At 44.7% G+C, this 14,424-nt stretch carries 10 protein-coding genes; 3 read left to right on the plus strand and 7 right to left on the minus strand.

All coding sequences use genetic code 11. From position 1 onward, the window contains the following. Position 1: 1 nt before the first annotated feature. Genes arcC through P0G38_RS12790 form a run of 4 tightly spaced genes read right to left on the minus strand, consistent with a single transcriptional unit; the run spans position 2 to position 6,016 of the window. Positions 2–934, minus strand: a complete 933-nt coding sequence (arcC, locus tag P0G38_RS12775; protein WP_008379201.1) for a carbamate kinase — start codon at positions 932–934, stop codon at positions 2–4. After that, complete coding sequence (locus P0G38_RS12780; protein WP_005225376.1) at positions 931–2,181, minus strand: MFS transporter; 1,251 nt, start codon at positions 2,179–2,181, stop codon at positions 931–933. The genes arcC and P0G38_RS12780 overlap by 4 nt, the downstream gene beginning before the upstream one ends. Positions 2,182–2,196: 15 nt before the next feature. Next, complete coding sequence (locus tag P0G38_RS12785; RefSeq protein WP_167826870.1) at positions 2,197–3,018, minus strand: oxamate carbamoyltransferase subunit AllH family protein; 822 nt, start codon at positions 3,016–3,018, stop codon at positions 2,197–2,199. After that, positions 3,008–6,016 (minus strand): bifunctional FdrA/YlbE family protein, encoded by a 3,009-nt coding sequence (locus P0G38_RS12790; protein WP_275851688.1) that lies wholly within the window; start codon positions 6,014–6,016, stop codon positions 3,008–3,010. The genes P0G38_RS12785 and P0G38_RS12790 overlap by 11 nt, the downstream gene beginning before the upstream one ends. Positions 6,017–6,132: 116 nt before the next feature. Here P0G38_RS12790 and P0G38_RS12795 point away from each other — a divergent pair, with 116 nt between their 5' ends. From P0G38_RS12795 to P0G38_RS12805, 3 genes are all read left to right on the plus strand, one after another. After that, entirely contained in the window at positions 6,133–7,710 is a 1,578-nt protein-coding gene (locus P0G38_RS12795) for a PucR family transcriptional regulator (protein ID WP_275851692.1), read from the plus strand. After that, positions 7,707–8,504 carry an alpha/beta hydrolase gene (locus P0G38_RS12800; protein ID WP_275851695.1) on the plus strand — a complete coding sequence of 266 codons (798 nt, stop codon included), beginning with the start codon at positions 7,707–7,709 and terminating at the stop codon, positions 8,502–8,504. Before P0G38_RS12795 ends, P0G38_RS12800 begins: the two co-directional genes overlap by 4 nt. 204 nt (positions 8,505–8,708) lie before the next feature. Further along, positions 8,709–9,854: a cation:proton antiporter gene (locus P0G38_RS12805; RefSeq protein ID WP_275851698.1), complete on the plus strand. Its 1,146-nt coding sequence runs from the start codon at positions 8,709–8,711 to the stop codon at positions 9,852–9,854. Between the two features lie 156 nt (positions 9,855–10,010). Here P0G38_RS12805 and abc-f read toward each other — a convergent pair whose 3' ends face one another. From abc-f to P0G38_RS12820, 3 genes are all read right to left on the minus strand, one after another. Beyond that, positions 10,011–11,480 carry a ribosomal protection-like ABC-F family protein gene (gene abc-f / locus P0G38_RS12810; protein ID WP_151195844.1) on the minus strand — a complete coding sequence of 490 codons (1,470 nt, stop codon included), beginning with the start codon at positions 11,478–11,480 and terminating at the stop codon, positions 10,011–10,013. A gap of 359 nt (positions 11,481–11,839) precedes the next feature. Beyond that, positions 11,840–13,108: a dicarboxylate/amino acid:cation symporter gene (locus tag P0G38_RS12815; protein WP_275851703.1), complete on the minus strand. Its 1,269-nt coding sequence runs from the start codon at positions 13,106–13,108 to the stop codon at positions 11,840–11,842. Between the two features lie 18 nt (positions 13,109–13,126). Continuing rightward, a complete protein-coding gene (locus P0G38_RS12820; RefSeq protein ID WP_005225368.1) occupies positions 13,127–14,377 on the minus strand; it encodes an MFS transporter in 1,251 nt (416 codons plus the stop codon). Between the last annotated feature and the right edge of the window lie 47 nt (positions 14,378–14,424).

Here is a 14,424-nt window from a genome sequence, read left to right on the forward strand (position 1 = left end):
TTTATTTTCGAAGTATGGTTCCTGTATGCTGATCCAGTTCAGCTAACTTTTCGATTGAGGTAATAATCGCGGTTCTGGCTGCATCTTCTTCAACAAAATCAATCGCAGCTTCTATTTTTGGCAACATACTGCCCGCTGCAAAATGGCCTTCCTCGATGTAGCCCTTGGCTTGTGCCACACTGATTTCCCCTAGGGCTTGCTGATTCGGCTGGTTGTAATTGATGTAGATATTGTCGACACCAGTCAAAATGATCAGGCGATCGGCCTGCACATCTTTTGCTAAGACACTAGCGGTAAAGTCTTTGTCGTTGACGGCTTCCACGCCAGTAAACCCATTGTCATTGCGAACGACAGGTACGCCACCACCACCGGCGCAAATCGTAATCACACCAGCATCGACCAATGTTTTGATGGCTTCTTTTTCAACGATTTCTTGCGGTTTCGGGGATGGAACCACTTTCCGGTAACCACGCCCTGCATCTTCTTGATATACCCCACCATTGGCTGCCATCGCAGCATTGGCTTCCTCTTCACTATAAAAAGGTCCGACTGGTTTGGAAGGTTTCTCAAAGGATGGATCTGCTGGATCGACACGAACTTGGGTGACTAATGAGATCACCGATGGATGTGCTTGACGTGTGGCAAACTCATTGATCAAGGCATTTTGCAGCCAATAACCGATACTTCCTTGGGTCATTGCCACGCAGCTGTCTAATTTCAATTGGGGATTTTTTTCACTTTCCCCTGCTTTTTGCTGCAACAGTAAGTTGCCGACTTGTGGTCCATTGCCGTGACAAACAATGACTTTTTCCCCTTTTTCGACAAAATCGGCAATATAACGTGCTGCTTGCGCAACAACTGCTTTTTGTCCTTCATCACTAGGGTCTTTATCTAAAATAGCATTGCCGCCTAACGCGATCACATTCAAACTCATTTTATGCTCTCCTTCTGATTTTCCTTTGCTAATACGGCAAAAACACCTAATCCGATCAGCAGTAATAGACAAGACAGGTAAAACCCGACTTGCATCGATCCTAAAGAATCGGCTAAAAAGCCAGTAACATAAGGTGCTAAGATCGACCCCGACATCCCGATAAAATTATAAGCACTCAAAGTCGTTCCTAAGGCGCCTTTTGGTGCGTTTTTCGTCACAAAGGTCACGACGATTGGATCAAGCGCCAGCTTGCCAGTCAATCCATACAAAATCAAGACAGTGATCAATAAGGTACGATCCGTTACAAAGGCAATGGCAAATACGGAAAGGGTCGCCAATGGGACCAATAAATAGACTAATTTTTTCGTTGCGCCTGTTTTATCATTCAATCGAGCAAAAATCAACGCACCTGGAATTGATGCCCATGGGACTAAGGAAGCAATAAAGCCGACACTCGCCCCTTCAAAGCCACGCTCGGCAATCAAGAATTGCGGCAGCCAAGTAATGATCACAAAGTTTGCATAAATGCTGGTAAAGCATAGAACAAAGGCTGCCACGAGATTGCGGTTTGAAAAAATCTGCTTCAAGGAAATCTTTTCTTTCGGCCCTTCTTCTTTTATTTCTTGTCCTTCATCTTCTGGACGAATCACTTTTTCTTTCAAAACAAAATAAAACAAGACACCGACGATCAAGGTCGGAATCGCCATTAGGAAGAAGGGTTGGCTCCAATGGCCCCCGTTATCCAAGACCAATTTACTAGAAAGCAAGTACCCGCCAGACGTTCCAAACGCCATCCCACTGTTGATAATGGCATTTCCGACGGTTCGTTTGTTGTCGGGAATCGCTTCGGTAGACAATGCGTATTGCGGACCGTAATAGGCACCTTGACCAATCCCTGCAATGGCACGAATCACTAAAAACAAAACAAAGCTTGTGGCTAGCCCACTGAAGTACGTAGTCACCGCCAATAAAACAAAGCCTAGAGCGATCACTAATTTGCGACCGATTTTGTCGCCGATGATCCCAAAAGGAATTTGCGCAACGGCATAAGTCAAAAAGAAAATACTATTGGCAAGTCCTAGTTGTGTGTTACTTAAATTGAATTCTTCACCGATCACACCCATGATTGGATTGAAGATCGTCCGTGTGGCGTACATTAAAATCCAGCCGACAAAGAAAATAGCAACGACTTTTTTCCAGTAAGAATTGCTTACTTTGACCGCATCTTTCTGGTTACTGATTTCCATGATTTCTCCCCTTTTCTATTCTTTCTCCTCAAGTGACAATGACTCCAACGCTAACAACAACCCAAAGCTAAGATCTTTGCCTGACGAATGACCGATGGACATCAGCTGCTGCACATCGTTTTCCAGCACCTGCGGGTTTTTACTTTTTACGTCTTGGAATAATTGCAGCATTACCGAATTGACATACCCTTGACTGGCACTTTGAATATATGCAAGGCTGACATCCGTCGTAGACAGCGGTTTTGCCAATGCTTGCGCTAACGTTTCGGCTTCTGGCTGCTGCAAGGCATAGAGCATCGCTTGATAGGCAACGAGAAGATCATCGCCGCTAGGTGTCAATCCTTTGCCGCGACCAATCAGGTGGTCAATGATTGGTTCCCAATCTGAGACAGACTGCCGCAATGCCGCAAACACTGCTCGGGTTTTCTCATCTTCTGGCAACCCAATTTTGGTTTCTAGTTTTTGTTGAAGCAGTATTTCTTTCAAAAGCTGCAATTCCGCAGAGGTGAAGGATAGCTCCTTCACCTGCAGCGAAACCAATTCTTTCTCCTCTAATGAAAGAGAAAATGTTCCTTTTCTGCTGTAAAAAGTCAGACCATGCTCTCGGACTTGCACGCGATTGCCGACTTCGATCAAAGGCAAGACTTGTTCAAACAATGCATCAGGTAAAAAGACCCCGAAGCCAGTCAAATAGTTGCGATAGTTGTTGATATTGACCAGCTGCTGCCCGATCATCACATTGAATGAACGATCAAACACGCTATGCACCCGACCGGTACGACCGAATCGTTGCAGTGGGTCTAGATAATCACTGATTTTAATTTTCTCAGTCAACATCGATCCCCAGATCCTTCGCATAAGCCGTCAAGGCATTTTCAAAACAGCCTAACGGTGCACGCACCGTGCCTGCGCCGACTTGACCGACACCTGCTTCTTTATGGGCGATCCCAGTATTAATGATTGGGGTGATGCCTGTTTCAACGACTTTGCGGATGTCGATCCCCAAACAAGTCCCTTGGAAATCCCATGTTGGGATCGAGAAGGTCGGATTATGACCGAAACAGATTTTTGCCATTTCATTGGAAGTTTCTAGCGCATCTTCAAAACCACCAGCGCCGACAAAGCGTGTTACACCTGGTGCGGCTACCATCGCCATTGCTCCGACACCGACGGTTTCAGTAATGGCACTGTCCCCAATATCGGGATTGCCATCTGCTTCGGTAAACCCAGTAAAGTACAAACCTTTCGGCGTATTGACTGGTGCAGTATGCCATTGGTCTTCTGTTTGGGCGACACGAACCCCAAAGTTAACACCGTTTCTCGTCATGGTGGTCACGATCGTTCCTTTGGCATCGACACGGGCACCGTCAACGATGGCTTTGCCAGTTGCCATCATGATATTCAAGAAGAACTGATCGGTATCTGCTAAGAACTTGATCACTTCATATTTTTGCTTTTCATCGATCTCTGTTTGGATGATCAACGGCGCGATTTCTTTCAAAAAGTTCAATGATGCTGCAATATTTCGTTGATGGAATTCATCCCCCATTGTGATCGACCGGGCAATCAATACATTCAAGTTGATGCCTTCTTCTGTTAATTGTAATGCCTTGGCAATGGTTGGTCCTAAGACGTCTTTGATCCAATCCAAACGATCGATCACTTCTTGTGAATAGGCACCAAATCGTAAGACTTTACCGATCCCTTCGTTCAAAATACAGTAGGCTTTGTTGCCGACAAGGCGGTTTTCAACCACAAAGACAGGCATATTCCCAGAAGTGATTCCCCCCATTGGTCCAACTGCCTGGACATGGTGACATGGCATAAAGCGGACTTCCCCACTTTCGAGTAAGCTGCGGGCTTCGTCTTCATCCTTCGCCCAGCGTTCAAACAAGGCAGCGCCGATACAAGACCCTTGCATCGGTCCCGTCATTTCCGACCATTGGATCGGCGGTCCTGCATGCAGCAAGGTTTTCTGGCTTTCGTTTAATTCAGCGATCACTGATTTAGCTGGAACGACATCAATCAAGAATGGTTGGGCATTTTTGATTTTATCCGTCACTGCTTGGTTTTCAGCTGTGATTTTTTCGTCAAATTCTTCTAACGCGTCTAAAATGCGGATCATTTTCTTGTTGCCGTTGGCACGAGGACGCCAGTTAAATTGTTCTGTTTTCCCGCCATATTGCAGGATCGATTCATTGAAGCTTTGCAAGCCAACATTGATGATCCGTGGTTTGGTGGTCAACAGCTCCATCACTTTTTCGCTAACTGTCGGCACCTCAACTTTGCTACCAGTATAGTCATTGACCGCTTTGTCTGCTTCAGAAAGAGTCGTCCCTTTTAAGGCGAGGGCTAATTGCACTGCTTGAGCATTGCTTGGTGCCACATAGACGCCAGCTGCTTTCAAACGGTTGACTGCTTCTTGATAGTTTTGCGGATCTTTTTCAGTTCCACAGACGGTAGCAACAAAGTACAACGCGCGATCAGCTGCTTGGGCTGTTTGCTGTGCAGCTTCGATGGCTGGTAACAAAGCTCCTACCATATCTGCATGTGCGCCGTAACCTAACACCACATCAAATAAAATGACCCCGGTTTGCTCATCTTGCGCATAGTCTTCGATTTTTTTAATGCGCACTTCAGGATCGATCATTGGGTGCGGTTTGCCTTGGGTATAGATATCATCACCAAGGTCGATCACATCATAGCCGTGGGAATGCAAGATATAGCCTTCTTGTTTTACAAGGCCTTCTAGATTCAAGGCTTCGGAGATCAGCATTCCTGCTTCGGCAGCTAATGTACCGCCAGAATAAAGACCTTTGACCACTTTGTCTTCAGCGAGTTTTGGCACATCTGGGGTTGCCACGCGTTCAAAATAGTTCGCTTTGACGGGTTCTTCATTGGCAAGATCAACAGCGATGCGCGCTGTTTCTTCCAGAGTATGTGCCAAATAGACTTTTCCTTCATGGGCTTCTGGTTTTTCTCCTAAGAAAATCGCTACCACTGGTTTGCTGATACTTTGCAGCAATTGAACGACTTCATCCCGCACTTCTTTTGCAGGTGGTTTCGAGATCACGCAAATCACATCTGTCGGTTCATGATTTTCTAAAGCAACGATGGCATCTTTGACAGTGATCGCCCCAACTTTGTCGCTTAAGTCACGTCCGCCGGTCCCGATGGCATGAACGACACCACCGCCTAATCGGTCAATGATCGTCGTCACTTCTTGAATCCCCGTACCAGAGGCACCAACGACGCCGATGTTTCCTGGTGCCACGACATTCGTGAAGGCAATCGGAATGCTGGAAATAATACCGGTCCCACAGTCTGGCCCCATCATCAATAAGCCTTTTTCATGAGCCAGCTTTTTCAAACGCACTTCATCTTCGATAGCGACATTGTCCGTAAACGAGAAAACATGCAAGTCATTTTTCAAGGCTTTTTCCATCTCGGCTGCGCCATATTCCCCAGGAATACTAAATAGTGCAACATTGGCATCTGGCATTGCGCTCAAGGCTTCTTGCCATGAAGCCGCCGCTGGCGTTTCTTTGCCTTGATCTTTTGCTGAAAGATCAGCTAAAAATGAATCGATCGCTGGCATTACTTGATCCATGATCTGTTCGTTTTGGCTATCGACTACGATCATCATATCGTTAGGTGAAGCACCTTCTGCCTCTTTAGAAAGCAAGCCAGTGTTATTTAATATATCTTTGTTTGCATCCGTCCCCATCATGATTTGACTCATTTCGACATCGCCTAGATCATTGATCGTATTCGTCAGCAACATTAAGTTAATGGAATCTTGGTAGTTATTCTTTAAGATTACTGTGTGCAGCATTTGTTCTCCTCCTTTTCTTATACTCTCATTCTAACGAGCCTTGTTTGCGTTTTCATTGGATAAAGTTCTAAAAAAATGCTATACTTTTTATCCAAAAGAGAAAAAAGGAGCATTTTATGAAATTAAAAGAATTGGTTGAACTGCCGCTTTTTGAAAAAAGTAAAGTCCTGACTGGCTCCATTGGTTTAACAAATTCCGTTGGTTCCGTCATGGTGCTGGAAGCGATGGACATTGAGAAGTGGAGCAAAGCCCATCAATTGATTTTGACTTCTTTTTATGCCTTCAAAGACCAATCCCCTGAGGAACTGCGTGTTTTTTTTGAAAAAATGCAGCAAATCGGTGTCAGCGGTTTAGTGATCAAAGTGGATCGCTTGATCCCTATGATCCCAGATTGGGTGATTGAGCTTAGCTTTGCTTATCAGATCCCTTTGATCAAAGTGCAGCAAGAAGTCAGCTATGAAGCCATCATGCTAGCGGTTTACGAACCATTGCTAAATCACCAAACCCAGCTGCTGCGTACCTATTACGAAGTTCGCCAGCGCTTCATGAAAGTTGAGCGCAACCACTCTTCTTTCGATCAGATCATGCAGGAGTTCTATCAATTGATCGAAAAGCCTTGTTCGTTGCGCATCCCCCATTTAGATGTGCATGTGTCCGTCGGTCAATCCTTTAAGAATTTCGTTGTGACCAAACAAGAACCCATGAAAACCATCGAGTTTACCAAGAACCACTACGAATATTTGGAATTATTTTCTCATGAAAACAATCAATATGTGACTGCCATAAAAGTAGAGATCATCAATCCTTACAATGATCTGTGTACCTTGATCGTTTATCAGAAAGATTCGCAGATCCCTGAGGCAAAAGTCATGATCATTGAAAATGTGATCGACGTCATTTATGAACGCCTCCAAATGGAGTATTTGTTGAAGAAAGAACGCTACAATCGCATGAACAATCTGGCCGATGCAATCTTACAAAACACTCCTAGTAATTTGGCTGAGCTGGATCTTTTGTTAGAAGAAGCGCAACTGGATCGCTACGATTTCTACCAAGGCATTGCCTTTGCTTCCAACAGCTTTAAAGATAAGGAGCGTAAGTCCGTCGTCTTGCACAAGCTACGGGCGTTGAAAACACCCCACGTCTTTTTCGAACACCACAATTATTTGGTGATCCTCTATAATTTCCAATCGATCGCCCATCAGGTGACGAAACAGATGCTGCAGACACATTTTGATGATGCCCTGTTAGCCGGTGAACATGGCTGCTTGGTGGTCAGCGAAGTCTTGCGCAAGGAACAGATCAAAGAGATCCTGCCAGAGTGTTTGGATGCGATTCGCTTCAATCGGCAGTTTTATTTGGCGCCGATCATTGCCTATAGCGACTTAGGTATCTTTAGTTCCTTTATCAAGGAGAACCAACTGGAAAAGCTGCAGCAAAGCATTCCCCCGAAGCTGTATCAACTTTCGGAAGAAAATGAAGAGCTGTTCAAAACGCTGTATACCTTTTTTATCACGAATCGCAATTACAAAAATACGGCTGAAACCTTGTTTCTTCATGCCAAAACGATTCGCTATCGGCTAAGCAAAATTGAGCAGCTGCTAGAGATCGATCTGACAAGTCCGATCCAATTAGTCAATTACGAGATCGGCACCTATTTATTAGAGCTTCAAAAAAGGAGTCAAGCAAAATGAAAAAAGAATGGCAATTGACCACCGGTGCTTCCGTGACCCTCTATCCTGCTTCGGAGAAATACCTGATTTATTTTCACGGCGGCGGTTTTGTTTATGGAACCCGCCAAGACATTCCCGCATCACTGATCACACTATTTCAAGCGCAGCAATACAGCGTCCTCACAGTCGATTATTTGCTGGCGCCCAATTCCTCGTTAGCTGAGATTTTGGCGCTGAACTGGCAAAATTTTCAAGAATTGCAAGCAACTGTGCTTAAAGATAACCCGTTTTGTTTCTGCGGACGCTCAGCTGGCGGTTATTTGATGCTGGCGCTGACCCAGCAATTACTGAAGGAACAACAGAGATTGCCTGAAAAACTGGTCAATTTTTATGGGTATACCGATCTTTCTTTTATTGAAAACAAACGAGTCTTGCAGCAGCCGCTCTTAAGCAAAGAGCAAGTCCCTTCTTTGGATCAAACCGAGATCGTTTGGGATGATCCGCAGTTTCAGCGCTATTTGCCTTATGTTTATTGGGTTCAACAGCAAGAACTCACCACGATCTATGGTCTAACAGCTGAAGCTCTTTCTGACTATGCCATTGATCCTGAGCTGCTTGCTCAATTTCCTCCAATTTTCAGCAGTGCCAGCAGTCCCGATGAGGAAGTTCCTTTTCGTTACAGCAAAGGCTTGAAGAAAGTGCCTAAAAGCAAATTTGTCCCTGTCTATGATTTGCCCCACGACTTTTTGAAAAACGTCGAGGAGCCGCAAGTCCAAATGGTGTTTCAGCAGCTCGCCCGTTGGCTCAAACAATAATTTGATACAAGTAAAGTGAAAATAATGTTTTTTTATTTCGACGAGTGCACAGAAAAACTCTGATTGCCTTCGCTTCCTCCTTATCTCAAAAAACGTGTGGTTTAATGAAACTCTTTTAATAAAAAAAGGCTTGATACAGGCTCAATTCAAGAGAGAATGCTATACTAAAGGGGAGTATGTTATAGGAAAGAAGGATGAGGTTTTATGCATTTTGTCGGGATTTTGTGTTTGATCCTAATCACGACGACCCTCTTCTCGCATCTGGCGAGACGGATGGGCGTTCCTGCTGTTATCGGGCAGTTGTTAGCGGGGGTTTTATTAGGAGGCGCAGGACTCAATTGGGTCCATCCAGATATTCTGGTTCATGATTTTTCAGAGATTGGTGTTATTTTGCTGATGTTTTTAGCGGGATTGGAAAGTGATATTTCTTTATTGAAACGCTATTTTCGTCCAGGGATGCTCGTTGCCCTTTTGGGAATCGTGTTCCCTATGCTCTTCGGGTATGCCACGGGGGTCGGTTTTCAAAGCAGTCCCACAGAAGCGTTCTTTTTCGGGATCGTATTAGCTGCCACCTCAGTCAGTATTTCTGTCGAAGTATTGAAAGAGTTGAATGTGGTGAATACGAAAGAAGGGTCGACGATTCTTGGTGCTTCCGTCGTGGATGATATTTTGGTCGTGTTGGTTTTGAGTCTTAGCCTTTCCTTTTTGGGCGGCGAAAGTAGCCAAGCAACACCACTGCCGGTCACCTTATTGGTAGAATTGATTTATTTTGTGTTGATTTTTCTATTAGTGAAATGGATCGCTCCGTTCTTATTGGCACTTGCAGAAAAGCTATTTGCAAATTCCGCGGTGATCATCATGTCACTGATCATCTGCTTAGGAATGGCGTATCTTGCTGACCTCGTTGGGTTAAGCTCGGTCATTGGTGCCTTCTTCGCAGGGATCGCTGTCAGTCAAACGAAGGTTCGTGAGGAAGTGGAACACAGTGTCGAAGCATTAGGTTACGCCGTCTTCATTCCGGTGTTCTTTGTCAGCGTTGGCTTAGAAGTTGATTTTTCCCGCTTAAATGAGCAATTATTCTTTATTCTTGCCTTTACCGTGGTCGCGATCTTGACCAAACTGGTCGGCGGTTATGTCGGGGCGAAAATCGCGAAATTCTCGAACAACAGTGCTTGGATGGTGGGAGCTGGAATGATTTCCCGAGGTGAAATGGCATTGATCATTTTGCAGATTGGTCAACAAAACCAATTGATTTCGTCCGCATTGTATTCCCCTTTGGTGATCGTTGTCTTGTTGAGTACCTTGATCTCTCCCCTGATCTTAATATACTTTACGAAAAAGATTTATTAAGCGATGTAGCAACAGCTAGGCGATACCGATGATTGCGAAAAAAACAGCACGGGTTTTGTAGTGACCGCTCAACGGCCGATTGTTGATCGAACGTTGGGCGGTCGCTTCCTTTCCCGCGCTGTTTTTCTTTATACAGTTATAAAAGCGACAATGCTGCTAGTTACTGGAAACCAATGTTAATTTTCCATGATCGATTTGATACACATCATCCGCGACGGCATCGATAAACGCTTGATCGTGAGATGTGAACAAAACCATGCCTCGATAGCTGCGAATCAATTGTTCCAAGACGGTGATTGTCGGCAGATCAATAAAGTTCGTCGGTTCATCAAGTATCAAAACATTGGCAGGTTGAGTAAAGATGCGTGCGAGCTCGACCCGTGTCGCTTCTCCGCCGCTTAGCACATTGACTGGCTTCATCACGTCAATCTGGCTAAATCCCAGATTGTGTAAAATACTGCGGACCAGTGGTTCCTGATAGTCTGTTTGAGCCATCAATTCCGTCAAAAGCGGGGTGGTGCTGTTTTTTCGATAGCCCATTTGCTCGTAGACCGCAAAAACGATTTTCGGTGATACATAGATTCCCTCTCCGCCTGCGATGATTTCTTTTAGTAAAGTCGACTTTCCCGAACCGTTCGGACCCACGATAGCGATTTTCTTCCCGGCAGCAAACTGGAAACTGCTGCTGTCTAGCAAACGTTTCGCCCCTCTTTGAATGGTTACTTGCTCCCCACGAATCGGTCGTTTATTATGCAGCTCCACTGCAGGGACTACTGGAAAACGAATCACCTGCTGCCGGGCGACGCCCTTCACTTCTTCCAACTGATCCAAGCGGCTTTCCATGGCTTTGACTGTTTTTTGCAATGACTTTTGCACCGTGTCTTTTTGTTTTGATGACGACAAACGGTCTGGTCGGATGTTCTGCTGTCGCTTTTTTTCAGAAATACGACAGCTCTTGATCGCTTGTTCTTTTTTCTTTTGGATTGCTTGGGTCAACTGCTGTTTTTGTTGCTGATACTGCGCAGCCTCCCAGGCAACACGCTGTGCCGCTTGCTCTTTTTGCTGTCGGTAACTGTCATAATTGCCAGCATACTCGGTGACTTTTCCTTGATCGACTTCCCAGATTTTCGTTGCCAGCTGATTCAATAGATACCGATCATGACTGACCACGATCAGGGTGCCATAATAATACTGCAATTCCTCAATCAAGACTTGAATTCCTTGCTGGTCCAAATGGGTCGTTGGCTCATCGAGCAAAAGTCCTAACTGATAGGAAGATAACGTTTGTGCCAACCGGTATTTGGTCTCCTCTCCGCCGCTTAGTGTCGCCAATTCATTTGTTGGGATCGAAAAACGACCGAACAGCGCCCAGTCAAGGGCCTCCGTCTTTTCAGTCACCTCAGCGATTTGCGGGAAATAGTGAAACGAATTTTCTTTTTGGATCGTTCCTGAATCAGGATCGACGACTCCCGCAATCAATTTCAGCAAGGTAGACTTGCCTTGCCCGTTTGCTCCCACGATCCCGATACGATCCGTTTGATAGGTGCTCAGTTCTTCAATGTTCAGTACTTCTTTGGACCCATAATTTTTGATTAGATTGTTTATTTTTACACTTAATTGTTCCATCAGTCTGTCCTTCCCGTCTAGGAAAACGTAAGCACAAAAAAAGGGCATAGCCTACCGCTATACCCTGATTTTAATAAGAAATTGGAAAAAAGAGGACACTCATCCCTTGAAATCACGATTGCCTAGACTTTTGAAATAGATTTAAATTAGCTATTCAAAAGGTCAATCCACAATTTCATCGATGCTGTCATATTTTTTCCTCCTCTTTTTGTCGTAGTTGTCTGTTGAATGACGAGCGGAAAATCAGCCGCTACTGTTTACCGTTTACGGTATTTCAGGAAGCTTCTTTCGTCTATCAACGAATCAATCGTAGCACGTTTTCAAAAAAGAGTAAAGTTTCATCACAAGAATGATTGGTCTTATACGCCATCGGTGATTTTTTCTGCTAATTTGACCGAGGCTTTTTCACCATTGAAGACTGCATGATCCAGTTCTCCTTCATCATGAGCAACGATCAACGCCACTGTGACGTCAGGGTCAACATTCAAGAGGGTCCGAAACATCCCAGAAAACCAATCGATCCCAGCCAGTAAGGCGATGCTTTCATTAGGCAGTCCTAACATAGGTAAAACCGTAGCCAGTGTGACTAATCCGCCGCCTGGAACGACGATCGTTCCCAAGCATGCCAACGAGGACAACAAGACCACTTGCAAAAGATCCCCCCAGCTCAATTGGATCTGGTACGCCTGAGCAACGGTTACGATTGCCAGGGCTAAAAATAAGGAGAGCCCATTGCTATTTAAGGTCATGCCCAGAGGCATCACGAGCTTATTGATTCGATCACTGATCCCAAATCGCTCTTTGCCATCTTCGATTTGAAACGGCAATGAAACAGCAGAGGAGGTGGTCGTAAAGGAAACCACCGAGAGACGCCACATGTTCTTTATCAAACGAAACAAGGAAACTTTGCAATAGAGCGACGTCAAGAGAAACCAAAGAAACAAAAAGAGCAAAGATGCTGCTGCTAACGTCAATAAAAAACTGGCTAACATTCCCAACACACGAATACCGGTATCTTCTACTAAGGAAGCAACAAGGCCGAAAATCCCGATCGGCGCCAACTTCATGATCATGCTGACCATTTTTAACAAAATATGATTAAAACTACTGATCATATCTAGAAACAGCTGATTCTTTTTTTCATGCTTGATCAAGCTCAAGGCAAGGCCAAAGAAGAGCGAAAAAATAATCACTTGGATCATATTCTGCTCCACCATGGCTTGAATAATGTTCAGTGGAACAAAGTTTAAGATGACTTCTTCCATGCTGCTGGTACTTAATGCAGTTTCTGTACTTTGCAGCAGGGACTGATCAAGGCCTGCGCCAGGCTTGAGGATCAAGGCAAACAAGAGACCGAAAATAGCGGCGACGAGGGTCGATCCAGTAAACCAGAGGAAGACTTTCCCGCCGATCCCACCTAATTCTTTTGGATCAAGTCCCCCCACCGCTTCAATCACCGAGCCCATGACCAGCACGACCACAGACATTTGAATCAGTCGCAAGAAGAAGTCCCCGACTAGCTGCATTTGATCACCTAAACCGGGAAAGGAAACGCCCCAAAAAATCCCCAATACCGTTGCAATCATGATTTGGTTGGTCAAACTGATTTTTAAGGATCGTTTTTTCATCTTTTGTGCCTCACTTTTCTACTTTGCTGTTTTCTTAGAGTTTACAGTCAAGAATAAGAATGTACCACCGATCAACAAAATAATTGCGATATAAAAGCCCATTACTTTTGACCCTGTTGCATCCGAGATCGATCCGGTCAATGTTGGTGCGATAACGGAAGACATCATGCCGAAAAAGTTGAAGACCCCTAATGTCGTACCGACCCCAACTTTGGGTGCATTTTCCCCTAGCCAAGAAATGATGATTGGTTCAACCGCTAATTTCCCAAGGAACCCGTACAAGATCAACGCGATCATTAAGAAGGTCGAATTTGTCGCTTGCACCGTTACTAGTAACATCAACGCCGCCAATACTTCTAAAATAACGATAAAAGTTACTTTTTTGTGCATGTATTTGTCTGCCAAGCGGCTAAAGAACAATGCCCCAGGAATGGAAGCAAATGCTACCAATGAAGAAGAGAAGCCGATCGCGACTCCTTGGAAGCCTCGTTCTGTTCCTAAGAAGTTTGGTAGCCAAGTAACCGTCATATAGTAGGCATAACACGTCGCAAAATATAACACATACGTAAAGAGCATCCGCAGTGAGAACAAGGTCGAAAGGGAAACTTTTTCTTTCGGCTGATCCGTTGTTTCTTCTTCAGCTGCTGCTTGGCTCTCCAAGAAAGCCACGTCTTCTTTGTTACTGCGGATCACCAATGCAAAAGCGATCGTCATACAAACGATCAAGAAAGCGGATAAATACATCATTGTTTGCCAAGGCATGTTCATCTGAATAACGATAAAGCTTGATAAGATCATCCCAAACCCTGAACCAACGGCAGAACCACTATTGACGATCGCTGTTGAGAAGCTCTTCTTTTCTTTCGGAATGTTCTGTGAGGTCAAAGAATACGCTGAGCCGTAAAATGACCCACAGCCGATCCCTGCTAAAAAGCTTCCGGTATAGATCATGGAGATTGAAGAGGCTTGTGAAATCAGTAAAGCTGCCAGTGCAAATACCACGAATCCTGGAAGCAGAACTGTTTTCTTCCCAATCTTATCCACCAAAAAGCCGGCAGGAATCTGCATGATTACATAGCCGAAAAAGTAAAAGCTGGCAATCGATCCTAATGCTGTATCAGAAATATTGCCGCCAAGTGACTCATTGATTTGCGGATAGACCGGTGATAACGCAGCGCGATAAATCCAGATAGTGACCCAGCCTGAACACATTAAGATAATAATTTGTTTCCAGTAGGCAAGCCCACCACGTTCTTTATTGATTTCCATTTTTTTCCCTCCATCAGTTACACAAGTAAAGTTTGTGAAGCACGTCA

Source organism: Enterococcus casseliflavus (assembly GCF_029215545.1).
In the GTDB taxonomy this organism is placed as follows: Bacteria; Bacillota; Bacilli; order Lactobacillales; family Enterococcaceae; genus Enterococcus_D; species Enterococcus_D casseliflavus.

Bases quoted from the DNA above. Each gene is read 5' to 3' on its own strand.
- P0G38_RS12795 (WP_275851692.1), top strand. From the start codon at position 6,133: ATGAAATTAAAAGAATTGGTTGAACTGCCGCTTTTTGAAAAAAGTAAA.
- P0G38_RS12785 (WP_167826870.1), bottom strand. From the start codon at position 3,018: ATGTTGACTGAGAAAATTAAAATCAGTGATTATCTAGACCCACTGCAA.
- P0G38_RS12790 (WP_275851688.1), bottom strand. From the start codon at position 6,016: ATGCTGCACACAGTAATCTTAAAGAATAACTACCAAGATTCCATTAAC.
- arcC (WP_008379201.1), bottom strand. From the start codon at position 934: ATGAGTTTGAATGTGATCGCGTTAGGCGGCAATGCTATTTTAGATAAA.
- P0G38_RS12815 (WP_275851703.1), bottom strand. From the start codon at position 13,108: ATGAAAAAACGATCCTTAAAAATCAGTTTGACCAACCAAATCATGATT.
- abc-f (WP_151195844.1), bottom strand. From the start codon at position 11,480: ATGGAACAATTAAGTGTAAAAATAAACAATCTAATCAAAAATTATGGG.
- P0G38_RS12805 (WP_275851698.1), top strand. From the start codon at position 8,709: ATGCATTTTGTCGGGATTTTGTGTTTGATCCTAATCACGACGACCCTC.
- P0G38_RS12820 (WP_005225368.1), bottom strand. From the start codon at position 14,377: ATGGAAATCAATAAAGAACGTGGTGGGCTTGCCTACTGGAAACAAATT.
- P0G38_RS12780 (WP_005225376.1), bottom strand. From the start codon at position 2,181: ATGGAAATCAGTAACCAGAAAGATGCGGTCAAAGTAAGCAATTCTTAC.
- P0G38_RS12800 (WP_275851695.1), top strand. From the start codon at position 7,707: ATGAAAAAAGAATGGCAATTGACCACCGGTGCTTCCGTGACCCTCTAT.